Annotated in this window: 12 protein-coding genes; 4 read left to right on the forward strand and 8 right to left on the reverse strand. The window is 62.2% G+C overall.

Annotation, left to right across the window (positions count from 1 at the left end):
• The 5 genes from ACYQ01_RS01065 to ACYQ01_RS01085 form a co-directional block, all read right to left on the reverse strand.
• The gene (locus ACYQ01_RS01065) at positions 1-2,085 is read right to left on the reverse strand and encodes a chemotaxis protein CheA (RefSeq protein ID WP_459931982.1); all 2,085 of its coding nucleotides are present in this window, start codon (positions 2,083-2,085) and stop codon (positions 1-3) included.
• A 128-nt stretch (positions 2,086-2,213) separates the two neighbouring features.
• On the reverse strand, positions 2,214-2,576 hold the full coding sequence (locus tag ACYQ01_RS01070; protein ID WP_459931983.1) for a response regulator: 363 nt from the start codon (positions 2,574-2,576) through the stop codon (positions 2,214-2,216).
• Complete coding sequence (locus tag ACYQ01_RS01075; RefSeq protein WP_459931984.1) at positions 2,573-2,908, reverse strand: STAS domain-containing protein; 336 nt, start codon at positions 2,906-2,908, stop codon at positions 2,573-2,575. The genes ACYQ01_RS01070 and ACYQ01_RS01075 overlap by 4 nt, the downstream gene beginning before the upstream one ends.
• Before the next feature lie 31 nt (positions 2,909-2,939).
• Positions 2,940-4,742 carry a hypothetical protein gene (locus tag ACYQ01_RS01080; RefSeq protein ID WP_459931985.1) on the reverse strand — a complete coding sequence of 601 codons (1,803 nt, stop codon included), beginning with the start codon at positions 4,740-4,742 and terminating at the stop codon, positions 2,940-2,942.
• Positions 4,743-5,023: 281 nt separating this feature from the next.
• On the reverse strand, positions 5,024-5,716 hold the full coding sequence (locus ACYQ01_RS01085; protein ID WP_459931986.1) for a DedA family protein: 693 nt from the start codon (positions 5,714-5,716) through the stop codon (positions 5,024-5,026).
• Positions 5,717-6,091: 375 nt separating this feature from the next.
• On the opposite strand from ACYQ01_RS01085, the gene ACYQ01_RS01090 reads away from it, so the two are divergent.
• The 4 genes from ACYQ01_RS01090 (at position 6,092) to ACYQ01_RS01105 (ending at position 10,654) form a co-directional block, all read left to right on the forward strand.
• The gene (locus ACYQ01_RS01090) at positions 6,092-6,937 is read left to right on the forward strand and encodes a phosphate/phosphite/phosphonate ABC transporter substrate-binding protein (RefSeq protein ID WP_459931987.1); all 846 of its coding nucleotides are present in this window, start codon (positions 6,092-6,094) and stop codon (positions 6,935-6,937) included.
• Positions 6,938-6,949: 12 nt separating this feature from the next.
• Positions 6,950-9,526, forward strand: a complete 2,577-nt coding sequence (locus ACYQ01_RS01095) for a response regulator (RefSeq protein ID WP_459931988.1) — start codon at positions 6,950-6,952, stop codon at positions 9,524-9,526.
• Between the two features lie 282 nt (positions 9,527-9,808).
• Positions 9,809-10,321 carry a Spy/CpxP family protein refolding chaperone gene (locus ACYQ01_RS01100; RefSeq protein ID WP_459931989.1) on the forward strand — a complete coding sequence of 171 codons (513 nt, stop codon included), beginning with the start codon at positions 9,809-9,811 and terminating at the stop codon, positions 10,319-10,321.
• Between the two features lie 57 nt (positions 10,322-10,378).
• Positions 10,379-10,654 (forward strand): hypothetical protein, encoded by a 276-nt coding sequence (locus ACYQ01_RS01105; protein ID WP_459931990.1) that lies wholly within the window; start codon positions 10,379-10,381, stop codon positions 10,652-10,654.
• Between the two features lie 107 nt (positions 10,655-10,761).
• On the opposite strand, the gene ACYQ01_RS01110 is transcribed toward ACYQ01_RS01105, so the two are convergent.
• From ACYQ01_RS01110 to ACYQ01_RS01120, 3 genes are read right to left on the reverse strand one after another with little or no spacing between them, the layout of a single operon-like run.
• A complete protein-coding gene (locus ACYQ01_RS01110) occupies positions 10,762-11,451 on the reverse strand; it encodes a molybdate ABC transporter permease subunit (protein WP_459931991.1) in 690 nt (229 codons plus the stop codon).
• Positions 11,448-12,176: a molybdate ABC transporter substrate-binding protein gene (gene modA, locus ACYQ01_RS01115; RefSeq protein WP_459931992.1), complete on the reverse strand. Its 729-nt coding sequence runs from the start codon at positions 12,174-12,176 to the stop codon at positions 11,448-11,450. The genes ACYQ01_RS01110 and modA overlap by 4 nt, the downstream gene beginning before the upstream one ends.
• The gene (locus ACYQ01_RS01120; RefSeq protein WP_459931993.1) at positions 12,167-12,895 is read right to left on the reverse strand and encodes an ATP-binding cassette domain-containing protein; all 729 of its coding nucleotides are present in this window, start codon (positions 12,893-12,895) and stop codon (positions 12,167-12,169) included. Before ACYQ01_RS01120 ends, modA begins: the two co-directional genes overlap by 10 nt.
• Positions 12,896-12,939 lie beyond the last annotated feature (44 nt).

Here is a 12,939-nt window from a genome sequence, read left to right on the forward strand (position 1 = left end):
TTAGTGTTGCCGTTCCTGTAGGTCCAACCAGACAAGACGCTTGACGTCAAGAATAAGCGACATGGTGCCGTCGCCTTGTACGGTGGCCCCGGAAAAACCGTCCAATCCCCTGAAGACGGGGCCAAGACTTTTGATGACCGTCTGGTGTTCTCCCACCACGTGGTCCACCACCATGCCCACCCGTTTGCCTTCCACGCGCAGGATCACCACCTGTTCGATGTCGGGAGATTCGCCCGGAAGATGAAAAACATTGCGCAGATGAATATACGGGACGATTTCTCCTCGCAGATTGAGGATGCGGTTGCGCCCTTCGGGGTCGATGTCTTCGCGCCGCAGCTCTACGCATTCTTCCACGCAGTCCAGGGGGAGCACGTAGCTCTGTCCGGCCACCTGGACCTGCAGGCCCTCGATGATGGCCAGCGTGAGCGGCAGGCGCACCGTCACTTCGGTGCCTTGGCCCGGGAACGACTGGATGCCCACGGTTCCGCGTATGGCGTGCATGACCCGCTTGACCACGTCCATGCCCACGCCCCGTCCCGAGACGTTGGTCACCTCTTTGGCGGTGGAAAAACCCGGTTCGAAGATCAGTTCAAGGGTTTCGCGTTCGGAAAGTTGGGCGTCCGGGGTGATGAGGCCGCGTTCCAGGGCTTTTTGTCGCACCTTGGCCGCGTCGATGCCCCGTCCGTCGTCACGCACCCTGATGACCACGTCTCCGCCGGAGTGTTCCGCTTCCAGGGAGACGACCGCCTTGCCGGGCTTGCCCGCCGCCTGTCGTGCTTCCGGCGGTTCGATCCCGTGGTCGATGGAGTTGCGAATCAGATGCATGAGGGCCTCGCCAAGGCGTTCGAGCACGGTCTTGTCGAGTTCGGTCTCCTCTCCCGAAGTCACCAGCTCCACCGTTTTGCCCAGGTCGGACGAAAGATCCCGCACCAGCCGGCGATAGGTTCCGAACGTGGAGCCGATGGGCAACATGCGGATGGACAACGTGGAGGTGCGCAGGTCGTCGCTCAGACGTTCCAGTTCTTCCGCCAGGGACAAAAGCAGGGGGTTGTGGATATTCAGGGTGGCCATCTTGATCTGCGACTGCACAATGACCAGCTCGCCCACCAGATCCTGCAGGAGGTCGAGCTTTTCGGAAGAAACGCGCAGGCTGGAAGCGGCGTCCGCGGTTTTGACGTGCTGCTTGCGGTCGCGCATGAGGGCCTGTTCCGCCAGGGCGGACTCCACGCATTTCTCCGGCACCAAGCCGGATTCGGCCAACAGCGCTCCCAGCCGCTTTTGTCCCTTGAGCGCTTGGCTTACGCCCTCGACGCTGACGTCGCCCCGGTCCACGAGAATTTCGCCCAACCGCTTGTGCTCGGGGAATTCGTCGCCTTCAACGGCCTGAATGCTCACCAGGCATTCGTCCTCGACGAACACGAACACGTCGTGAATGGCCTGTTGGTCGACATCCGTGGTGAGCAGCACCTCCCAGTGCATGCGACATTCCAGGGGATCGAGTTCGTTGAGCGCGGGTACGTCGTCCAGAAAGGCGAACACGAGGCATTGGCCCAGGGCGCGCAGATCCTCCAGGAGGTATTCGGGGTTGTTTCCCGACTTGAAAATGTTGGCGGAGGGTGAAAACCGCACCCGGTACACGTTTTTTTCCGGGGGGGCGGCCGGTATCTGGGGTTCCGTAATGGACGCTTTGGGAGATGGCGCCTCCTTGGGGGGGGCCAGGGAGCGGAAACTGTCCCGCAACTCGCATTCGCGTTCAATGAGTTCGGGATTGTCCTGTCCCTCGTAGCGCAGGAAGTCCTTGACCAGATCCTGGGCGGCCAGGGTCAGGTCGAGCAGATGTTTGGTGACGTCGAGCTGTCCGGAACGGACCTGATCGAAAACGGTCTCCACGTCGTGGGTGAACCGGGCGATGTCGTCAAAGCCGAACATGGCCCCGGACCCTTTGAGCGTGTGCATGGCCCGAAAGACGCGGTTGACCAGCTCGCTGTCCGTGGGGTTGGATTCGAGTTCGAGAAGAGCCGTCTCCAGCTCGTCGAGAATGTCCGCCGCCTCTTCGCGAAAGGCTTGGCGATGGAGGTCTTCCATGAATCCTTCTTAACGGTCTTTTCTCTATTCTGAAACGAAGAACCCTTGAAACGCGCTTCCCACCCGGTTCAATATCCCCGGAAAGGTTCGCCACAGCTCGCGCGCACGGCCAAAGGCTTGGTTCCCTCTCAGCGCAGCACCTTCTGCACCACGGCCAACAACTGTTCGGGCTTGAACGGCTTCACGATCCATCCGGTGGCTCCGGCGGCCTTGCCTTCCTGTTTTTTGCCGTCCTGGGACTCGGTCGTGAGCATGACGATGGGGATGAACTTGTAGGCGGCCTGGGACCTCAAGGACTTGATCAGCGCTATGCCGTCCATGTTGGGCATGTTGAGGTCGGTAATCACCATGTGCACGGGGCCGGAAAGCTTGGACAGCGCGTCTTTGCCGTCCGAGGCTTCTATCACCTGATAGCCGGCTTTCTTGAGAGTGAAGGATACCATCTGTCGAATGCTGGCGGAGTCGTCCACCGTCATGATTGTTTTGCTCATAACACCTCGCATACAAAAGAACTTTCAAAGTCCTTGCGATCAATGCCGATCCGGGCCGCTTCCTGCAGAAGCACCGGGGGCAGTGTCTGGGGAAGCGCCACGCACCGGCCTTCGTTGCGCACTTGCTTGGCCAGGGCGAACAGCACCTGGAAAAACAACACATCCGCCCCTTCAAGGCCGTGAAACGACAAGCGGTACTCCAGCGAACACCGCCCAATGGCCGCTTCCAGGGACTGTTTGAGCGCTTCGGCGTCCTCGATTCCGAACGTGCCGGAAAAACTCAGTCCGACCACCACGCCGGGTTCGATTTCGGTTACTTCGCAGACTCCCATTGCGCCACCATTGTTTAGCGTTGCCGTCTCATTAAAACAATTCGATGTTGTCCCCAAGGTCGTCGCTCAATGCGGATTCCTTGATGGGCGTATCCTCCGCCTGCGGAGCCTGCCCCAGGACGCTCTGATGCACCAGGCGTTCGGCCTCCATGGTGTAGCGATCGAGCATGGCCTTGAGCCGGGGGGACTCCAGATTGGCCCCGCCGGGAGGCAGCACCGGAATCATGAGCTCCACCGCGTTTTGCAGGCGCTCCTCGGCCGCGGTCATGGACACGATGAGTTCGTCCTGAAAGGAAAGCGATTCGATGCTTTGCGCCACCTCTTCGGCCAAGGCCGCGCCGCGTGCGCGCATGGTCTTGGACGATTGCCCCACCTGGACGTCCAGGCCCCTGAGCGAGGCGATTTGGGACCGCAGGTTTTCGAAGACCTGATCCAGACCGGCCTGTTCCACATGGCGGCTGGAAAGTCGCACCATTTCCTCGGAATGTCCGTCCACCTCGGCAAGCAGCTCCATCACCTTGTTCGTCTGCACGGCGGCTTCCAGGGAGAGCTTCTGGATGGCCGAAGCCAGCACGCCGAGGGCCTTGCCCTCTTCCCCCGTGTGAGCCGCCTTGATGCTGGCGTTGATGGCGATGAGTTCGATCTCGGAGCCGACCTCCTCGATCTCGGTGGCCGATACGGCCATCTGTTCGATGGAGGTTTTCACCCCGGTCATGACCGTGGCCATGCGCTCGCCCATACCGGTGAATTCCTTGAGGGATTCCACCACGCCGGTCACGCCGCCCTCCACCACCTGAAGCACGCCTTGCTTGCCCTCCCCCGCTCCGCCCAGTTCTCCCGACCGGGTGGAGATGGCTTCGATCTGGGCGGAAATGTCCGAAAGACTTTGCTCCAGCTTTTCCATGGCCTCGGCGAAACGCACCCGGGCGTCGCCGAGCTGCGACCGTTGCAACAAGAGCGCGCTGTGCAGCCAGGGCGCGATTTCTCCTTGGGAGTCCTGGGCGTTCGGGTCCTTGAGCCCGGCCAGGACCTCCTGGCGTACCTCTTCGGAGTGTTCGGCCACGTGTTCGAGTTGCTGGCGGATGATATCGTGAAATTGCAGGGAGAGAACCGCTTCGGAAACGCTGTCGCACAGTCCCGAGGCCATGTCCGACGTCTCTCGCGCGGAGTTGCTCGACGTTTTGATCAGGGCGTCCAGGGCGTCCAGGTCCTTTTGCAGGACATCGACGATGGCCAGGGAGCACCCTTCCCGTACGGACTGTATCGTCTTCATGCTTTCCTGGGCGGCCAGGGTCTGGGCGGTGAGTTCGGAGCAGCGCGTGACAATGGTGCTCGAAGAGGAGGCGATCTTGAGGGCCAGGTTTTCGACGTCGTCGGCCAGGGTGGCGAACCCCATGCCGGTTCCGCCGAGTCTGGCGCTTTCGATGCGCGTGGACACGCCCAGCATGGAAAGATGTTTCACCAGCCGCGAAAAGTCGTGCATGATGACGGTGAGTTCCCTTCCCGCTTTGGCGATGCGACTCAGGCCTTGAAAGTCGGTGGCTTCGGATTCCAGGTCGCAGATGGTGACAAGTTTGCCGAGCACGGCGCGCAGATTGTCCGCCGCGTGCGCCACCTGTTCCCCGGACGTGAGAGCGGCCAATGCGCCGGCCTCGTCCGCCAGGGCCATGGCCTTGGCGTTCGCGTCTTCGAGCTCGCGGCCAAGGCGCAGGAAGTCGCTTTCCGTGGCGTGGAACGCTTTGAGAAAGGTATCGCCGAGCCCGCGCAGCATGACGGCGCAGGAAAGGGCGGCCTGGATTTCCTGGTCAGGAGTCTGTGCAGGTGAATGAGACATGAATCCCCATACCGCTTCCGGTGATACGTTGATGCAAGACACATGTGGCTAAAGAGTCTTATCTTGAAGACATAGCGCCGTCGCGGGAAACAAATCAAGAGAAATTCCATCTTAACAGGAAAGCTGAAACGCGAGAGGCGAAACAAGTGCCGTGCAAGCAAAAAAGCGCGGAGGAGGCAAAAACAGCCAAAACCGGACGCATGGGGAGAAAACCGGAGCCCGGTGCCCACCCGTCCGGCTTTGGCGGCTGAATGTTTTTCGATGAGGATTCGGCGGAATGCTTAACGAATGTCGCCTTCCCGCTTGTTCGCGGCCTCGGAGGGTTCCGGGGCGACCGGCTTTTCCTGGTCCGCTTCCCTTTCGATCGCGTCGTTCGCCGCTTCGGGCTGCCCCTCCCGGTCGGAGGCCTCGATGCGGCGCTTGGTCCTTTTGTGGCGCCTGTACAGCCAGAGGCCGGTGAAAGCCACCACGGCCACGACCAGGATGATCATTTCCACATGATGCACGTCCTTGAGGACCGTGGCCACCACGGTGCCGAAGAAATATCCGGCGCAACCGAAGGTCACGGCCCAGACGAACGCCCCCACGGAGTTCAGGGCGAAAAATTTGAAACCGGGGATGTCCGTGGTGCCCAGGATGAAGGGGGTGAGGTTGCGCAGTCCGTAGAAGAAACGGAAACTCAAGATGAGCACCTCGTGGAACCGTTCGAGCATTTTGTGGACCCGCTCCACTTTGTCCTTCCAACTGGGGCGCTTTTCGATGAACGCCTTGCCCTTGAACCTGCCGATGTAAAACGCGGTCTGGTCCCCGCTCAAGCTGCCGAGAAAGGCCGTGAGGACACAGGTCGCCAAATCCAGGTTGCCGGAATGGGCCAGGAATCCCGCGATGAGCAGGATGGTTTCCCCTTCGAGAAACGTGCCGACGAAAAGCGCCAGGTATCCGTATTGCCTGACGAGCTGCTCAAGCCACTCCATGGGGTCTCACTTTATGGACGCGATTTGGCAAAGGAGCGACGGACGCCCGAAGCCTCAAAAAAAGCCGGGAAATCGCCCGGCGCCGAGTCCTTCGCCTGCCCGTAACTATTCGCAATGGCCCCGGCTTGTCCATATGTTTCCACATCCATGCGGCGCTCCCCTTCGGGGCCGACGGGCGCACATCGGGGCTGGACGGACGACGCCCGGACGAATGCAGTGGTCTTGTTTTGAACAATTGACATGGTACGCATTTCACGTAGAAAAGCATAGGGTGTCGTCATTTCGCAATGCGGGAAAACGGGGACGCTCTTGCATGAAGGATCGCGTGAGGAGTGACCGCTTTCGCTTGCTGTGTGGAAGGCCAAGGAGGTTCGTGTGGGGGGAACGTTCACGACGTTTCGACTGTTTCCCGTGGTGGTGTGGTGTGTCGTCGCAGTGGTGTTTCAGGCTCAGGGCGTCTTGGCCCAGCATGCGCTCACCTTTGGTGTGGTCCCGCAGCAATCCGCCGTGGAGCTTGCCGCCCAGTGGGCTCCCTTGCTCAAGGCCATTTCCGACAAAACGGGACTCTCCCTCGATTTCGAAACCGCTCCGGACATTCCCACTTTCGAAAAGCGTCTGACCGAAGGCCGTTACGACATCGCCTATGTAAACCCCCTGCATTACATCGAAGCGCACGAGGCCGTGGGTTACAACGCCTTCGCCAGGGAAGCCCGCTCCTTGATCCAGGGCATCATCGTGGTGCCGCAAAACAGTTCCCTCAAGACCATCAAGGAGTTGAACGGACTGAACGTGGCGTTTCCTTCGCCGGGGGCTTTCGCGGCCACGGTGTTGCCCCTGGCCATCTTGCGCAAGGAGGGTGTTCACGTGACGCCCGCGTACGTCGGTTCCCACGATTCAGTCTACCTTGCGGTGTCGAAAGGTTTTTTCCCGGCGGGAGGAGGGATTCGCCGCACTTTCGAAAAAAATCCGGCCAGCGTGCGGGACACGCTGCGCATTCTCTGGGAAACTCCGAAGTACACGCCGCACGCCCTGGCCTTCCACCCCCGAGTGAGCCAGCCCACGGTGGCCAAACTGCTCAAGGCCCTGGTCGCCTTGCACGACACGCCCGAGGGGCGGCTTCTGCTGGAGCGCCTGCATTTCAAGGGATTCCAGCCCGCCACGGACGCCGACTGGAACGATGTGCGCTCCCTGGGACTCTCTTTGCCCCACGACGCGCACTGATAACGGACTCCGATGACCTTTCGCCTGAAGACCATTTTCGGCGTCGCCGCCATTGAGGCGGTGCTCTTGTGCATCCTTATCGCCGGGGACCTCGACTCCTTGCGCCGGGCCAGCGAAGAGCAATTGGCCAAGCGGGCGCAGACCACCGCCGATTTGTTCTCCGCGGCAATCAAAACCGACCTGATCACTATCAATCTCGCCAGCCTGCAAAGCCGGGTGGAGACCCTGGTCAACGACCCGACGGTGACCTACGCCGAGGTGGTCAGCGCCCGCCACGGCGTGCTCACCCGGCGCGAGGACTCCAAGGCCCTGCGGGAGTCCGCCGGGAACACCGCACAAGCCAAGGCCGTCATAACGGAAGGGGGAACGCTTTTCGGCTGGGTTGAAATCGGGCTCAGCGACGCGTCCATAGCCCAGGCGGAACAGGCCGCCTGGCGCAAGGCCATGGTCACCGGAGCGTCGGGCATGCTGCTTTCCGCCCTGTTCTCCTGGGTGCTCGGCACCTACCTCACGCGTCAACTCAAGACCTTGACCCAGGCCTCCGACGCCATAGCCCAAGGGCATTTCGGCTTTCGGGTGGCGGTCAAGGGCCGAGACGAACTGGCCAAGGCCGCACAGGCCTTCAACCGCATGTCCGAGGAGATCGGACGCGTGTATAGCGACATCGCCGAAACCGCGGCCAACTTTTTCGCGTTTTACAACACCGTGGACGCCTACTGTCTGGTGACGGACACGTCCGGCCGCATTCTGAGCGCCAACGAGGCCCTCCTCTCCCGCCTGGGGCATTCCCGACAGGATATCGAGGGATCCGAGGTGTGCCTGCTCTTTAGCGAGGAAGGACGAAAACTCGTGCGTCAAAACCTGGAGCGCCTGGGCTCCGGGGAAGTCGCCTCCTTCAACGAGGACATGGTTTCGCGTTCAGGAGAACGCATTCCCGTGGAAACTCGCGTGGTGATGGGCAAATGGGGGGGCAACCCGGCGTTTTTCGCCATCGCCAAGGACGTTTCGGCCCTGCGCCGCTCGGAACGGCGGTTTCGGTCCATCGCAGACTTCACGCACGAGTGGGAATACTGGCTCGCTCCGAACGGTCGGTTCGAATGGGTCGCGCCGGCCTGCCTGCGCGTCACGGGATATCCGGCGCAACGCTTTCTGGACGATCCGGGGTTTCTGCCCGCCATCATTCATCCCGAGGACCGGGAGAGCTTCATCAACCACCTGTCGCTGGAAAGCAGCCCCCAGGACACTTCGGCTTCGGTCAATTTCCGCCTTATCCGAAAAGACGGGTCCACGGCGTGGATCGAACACCAATGCCTGCCCCTCTTCGACGCCGAAGGCGTCTACCTGGGCCGGAGGGGGAGCAACCGTGAAGTGACGGAGCGCAAACTCGCCCAGGACGCCCTGCAGACCGCCAAGGACGCGGCCGTGGCCGCGAACAAGGCCAAGTCGCAATTCCTGGCCACCATGAGCCATGAAGTGCGCACGCCACTCAACGGCATCATGGGCATGCTCCAGTTGCTTTCCGACGAGCGCCTGGCCTCCCATCAGGAGGAAATTGTCTCCATCGCCCTGGATTCTTCCCGCAAGCTGCTCATGATCCTCAACGACATCCTCGATATCGCGCGGATCGAATCGGGCAAGGTGGTTTTGTGCCACGCTCCCGTGGATATGCGCGGTCTGCTTTCGTCGGTGTCCGATCTTTTCTCCTCGGAGGTCGGGGCCAAGGGACTCGCTCTCGTGACCCGGGTGGACGAGTCCGTGCCCGCGGTGGTCCTCACCGACGAGGGGCGCCTGCGTCAGGTCCTGTTCAACCTGGTGGGAAACGCGGTCAAGTTCACGAACACGGGACGAGTTGATCTCGGGGTGACGCTTCTTCCCGTGGCCGCTCCTTCCGGCGCCAGACGGCTGCTGCTCACCGTGTCGGACACCGGACCGGGCATTCCCGACGACAAGATCGATTTCGTGTTCAACCCGTTCTGCCAGATCGACGAAGGCCTCTGCCGGCGTTACGGGGGCCTGGGGCTGGGGCTCTCCCTGGTGCTGCGCTTCGTGCGTCTGCTCGGCGGGTGCGTCTGCCTGGACAGTCGGACGGGAGAGGGCTCGGTGTTTTACGTCACCATGGAAGCAGACATTCCCGATCCCGCAAGCCTGCCGGACGGCCGGACCTCGGCGGAAGGCGAGTTGCTGGAATCTTGCGAGGACAGCTTGTCCGTCCTTGTGGTGGAAGACGAGAGCGTGAACCAGATAACCATCCGCAAATTCCTCGAAAAGATGGGGCACCGGGCCACGGTGGCTTCGGACGGACAGTCGGCCCTGGACCTCATGGTCGAGGAGTGTTTCGACATCGTGCTCATGGACATTCAGATGCCGATCATGGACGGCGAGGAAACCACCCGCCGCATCCGGTCTCTCTTGCCCTGCCAGGCCGACGTGCCTATCATCGCCCTGACCGCGCACGCCATGAAAGGCGACACCGAACGCTTTCTCGCCTGCGGCATGGACGACTACCTGGCCAAGCCCGTGGAGTACGACATGCTTCGCCGCACCATCCTCAAGCATTACGCGAAACGGGTCGCGCAACGAAAACGTTAACACCCCGCCAGGGTGCGCTTCGAAGATGCCGACGGAGACGTTTTCCCTCCTTGCCCCGCTCGCTTCGCCGGCATGGCGCGACCGCTCGTCTTTCGCTTGTCGAAAAAGCCGGGCGCGCGCCGGGCGAAGCCGGAATTCCTCTTGACGCGCGACCTGACTTGGAGCAACCCGGTGTTGCGGACATGGGTCCGAACGGCGTTCACCAAAACGCTTGGCTTTACACAGGAACACGTCCCCAGGCCTCACCCCCACCAGGCCCTATGGCCAGAACGGAGGAGCTTTATGAAAACACGTCTTATCGGCCTTTCCGTTTCCACTTTGTTTGTCGCCGCACTCGTGTGCGCGCCCTTCGCCCCGGGGCTGACCCCCGCGGCCAACGCCCAGCAGACGGACGCCAAGCCCGCTCCCAAGGGCAAAACCGCGCGCATGGACAAAACCTGGGAGGAGCGCACCGAACAGCGCATTGCCGACCTGCAGGCGCAACTGCTCATTACCGCCGAACAGCAAAAGGCCTTCGACGATTTGGCCAACGTGATGCGCGATAACGCCAAAATCGCTCGGGACAACTGGGAGAAATGGTACAAGGACTCCGGCGCGCTCAACGCCGTGGACAGCCTGAAGGCTCATGCCAGCATGTCCCAGTTGCGGGCCAAGTCCATGGAGCGGCTCGTCGCCGTGTTTGAAACCCTGTACAAGCAACTCTCCGACGAGCAGAAGAAGATCGCCGACGAGGTGTTCAGCCGGCATGGAAGACGCGGGCCCGCCAAGAACAAGGCCCGTGGTCCCCGGCAGTAACGCCTCGGTCGAGTTCGCGTCCCATCGCCCGGGAGCGGATGTCAAAAGGAGTTGAAAATGAAACACGCAACCTTGCCGCGCATCCTGGCCCTGGTCACTCTCCTGGCCACGGTTGGTTTGGCGGCCGCAGTACAGGCTCATCCTCCCGGCTATTGGCGGGGAGGCTACTATTACGGTCCGCCAAGGGGATATTATTATCCGCCGCCCCGGCGGTATTACGCGCCGCCGCCCCCGGTGTACGTGGCGCCGCCTCCCCCGCCGCCTCCGCCGGTGTATGTGGCTCCGCCGCCGCCTCCCGGCATCAACCTGGTCATTCCCTTCACGTTCCGTTAGGAAGGCGAGGGGCCGTCCAGGCCGTCACAGACAAACCGAACAGGCCGAGCTCCGCAGAGCCCGGCCTGTTTTTTTGATCCGGTGCGAACAAACGGGAACCACGACGGTCAGAGCGCGCCGAGGCGTTTGAGCGCGAGAAAGATCACCGAGGCCACCGCTCCCAGAAGCGCCGAAAGCACCAGGGCGGTGTCGAACTCTCCGGTTGAGACGGCGTTGTAGATTTCCAGCGACAAGGTGTTGGTGCGGCCGATGACGTTTCCGCCCAGCATGATGGTGATGCCCACCTCCCCAAGGGACCTGCCGAAGGCCAGAATGAGCCCGGCGGCCACGGACCGGCGCACGCCCGGCAGCACCACGAGAAAGAAGGCCTGGGTCCTGGTCTTGCCCAGCATGAGGGCCGCTTCCACGGTTTGCCGGGGGAACGAACGCAGGGCCGACTGCACGGGCCGCACCACCAGCGGCAGCCCGGCGAGAAACGCGGCCAGGGCCACTCCCCAAAAGCTGAACACCAGATCCACGCCAAAGTGGGCGTGCAAAAAACCGCCGACCAGACTCCTGCGTCCCAGAAGCATGAGCAGGCCGAAGCCGATGGCAATGGGCGGAAACACCAAGGGCAGGGTTACGAGCATTTCGACAACGCCGCGGCAGGGCGCCTTCTCCCTGGCCAGGTAAGCGCCCAGCCCCAACCCCGCGGCCAAGTGCAGGGGCAGGGTCAGGGCGGCGACCTTGGCGGTGAGCGCCAGGGAAAAGGCGACATTGGGCCGGACCAGCAGTTCGGCCCATTGCACGAGGGTCACAAGCCGTACTTCTCCACGATGGCCCTGGCCGCTGGCGTGGCGAGAAACTCCAGGTAGCGCTTGAGGTTCTGGTTGTCCTTGGCGCGTTTCATGACCGCGCACACGATTTTGATCGGCGAGTAGAACTTCTGATCGATTTCAAGGTATCCGCCGATCTTGTCGCGCACGCCTATGGCGTCGGTCACGTTGAGCAGCCCGGCCTTGACCTCGCCGCTGACCAGGTAGGCGGTCACCTGCGGAACGGTGCCCACATGCACGAGCTTGGCGCGCACGGCGTCGAGCAGCCCGCTGTTGGCGAGGAACTCCATGCCGGCCTTGCCGTAAATGGCGTTTTTGGCGTCCGGCAGGGCGATGCGGTCGATGGTCGGCAGCTTGAGGTCTTCCGGCGATTTGAGGCTCACCCCGGTGGGCCAGGCCAGTACCAGCCGACCGCGTCCCACCTGGATGTACCGATCCACGTCGAGTCCCTTGGCCGCGCGGAGAAACTCCTGGTCGCCGAAGATCACATCGATGGGGCCGCCCTGCGCCGCCTGGCTGGTGATGCGTCCCATATGGCCGAAGGATTCCTCCACCACGACGCCGGTTTGTTTGGTGAACGCCGCATCGATCTCGGTCAGCATGCGCTTGTAGCCCGCGCCGGCCCCGACCAGCACCCCGGCTTGGGCCAGACTCGGCGCGTAGAGCGCCACGATGAACAACACAACCGCAATACGTCTCAGGCGCATGGCCTGTCCTCCTGTGTTTGGCGTTTTTCCCGCAGGATGTTCCGATTGTATTCGACTTCCCGGGTCATGTCCTCAAGGCGCGCTTCCAGCCATCCCTGGGCCTGACGACCTTCCACCAGGGCCACGGCCGTGTCGGCCAGGGTCAGGGCTTCGCCGATGTCGTGGGTCACCAGGAGCATGGGCACCCCGCTTTCCCGGGCCAGTTGCGCCAGAACTTGGCCCAGTTCGTGCCTGGTCACCATGTCCAGTGCGGAGAACGGCTCGTCCAACAGCAAGAGCCGAGGCTCGCGGGCCAAGGCCCGGCAAATGGCGCAACGCTGGCGCTCGCCTCCCGAAACTTGATCGGGCATGGCCCGGCGCAGCCGCCAGATGCCCAGGGCACGCATGAAGCGTTCGGCCACTTCCGGGCTTGTGGCGGCGAACCGGGCGTTGCCCCACAGGCTCAAGTGCCCGAAGAGGTCGTGGTCCTGAAAGACCATGCCGGCCGGACGTTTCCAGGGCGGCAGCGAAAGGCCCTGGCGGGTGTCGGTCCAGAGCGCTTCGCCAAAGGAGACCACCCCGTCGTCCGGGGTGTCCAGTCCGGCCACAAGGCGCAACAATGTGGTTTTGCCCGCCCCGGAAGGTCCGACCAGGGCATGAATGCCCGTGAGCGGAAAGACCAGATTCACGTTCAGAGTGAAGTGCTCCAGACGTTTGCGAACGCGCACGGTGAAACGCATACCGAATGTCCCAACCTTTCCTTATGGCGCATCGGGCGGAGTGC

Source organism: Fundidesulfovibrio butyratiphilus (assembly GCF_054657235.1).

Excerpts from the sequence above, each read along its gene's own strand:
- ACYQ01_RS01085 (WP_459931986.1), bottom strand. The coding sequence starts at position 5,716 with ATGGAGTGGCTTGAGCAGCTCGTCAGGCAATACGGATACCTGGCGCTT.
- ACYQ01_RS01080 (WP_459931985.1), bottom strand. The coding sequence starts at position 4,742 with ATGTCTCATTCACCTGCACAGACTCCTGACCAGGAAATCCAGGCCGCC.
- modA (WP_459931992.1), bottom strand. The coding sequence starts at position 12,176 with ATGCGCCTGAGACGTATTGCGGTTGTGTTGTTCATCGTGGCGCTCTAC.
- ACYQ01_RS01095 (WP_459931988.1), top strand. The coding sequence starts at position 6,950 with ATGACCTTTCGCCTGAAGACCATTTTCGGCGTCGCCGCCATTGAGGCG.
- ACYQ01_RS01070 (WP_459931983.1), bottom strand. The coding sequence starts at position 2,576 with ATGAGCAAAACAATCATGACGGTGGACGACTCCGCCAGCATTCGACAG.
- ACYQ01_RS01120 (WP_459931993.1), bottom strand. The coding sequence starts at position 12,895 with ATGCGTTTCACCGTGCGCGTTCGCAAACGTCTGGAGCACTTCACTCTG.
- ACYQ01_RS01075 (WP_459931984.1), bottom strand. The coding sequence starts at position 2,908 with ATGGGAGTCTGCGAAGTAACCGAAATCGAACCCGGCGTGGTGGTCGGA.
- ACYQ01_RS01100 (WP_459931989.1), top strand. The coding sequence starts at position 9,809 with ATGAAAACACGTCTTATCGGCCTTTCCGTTTCCACTTTGTTTGTCGCC.
- ACYQ01_RS01105 (WP_459931990.1), top strand. The coding sequence starts at position 10,379 with ATGAAACACGCAACCTTGCCGCGCATCCTGGCCCTGGTCACTCTCCTG.
- ACYQ01_RS01065 (WP_459931982.1), bottom strand. The coding sequence starts at position 2,085 with ATGGAAGACCTCCATCGCCAAGCCTTTCGCGAAGAGGCGGCGGACATT.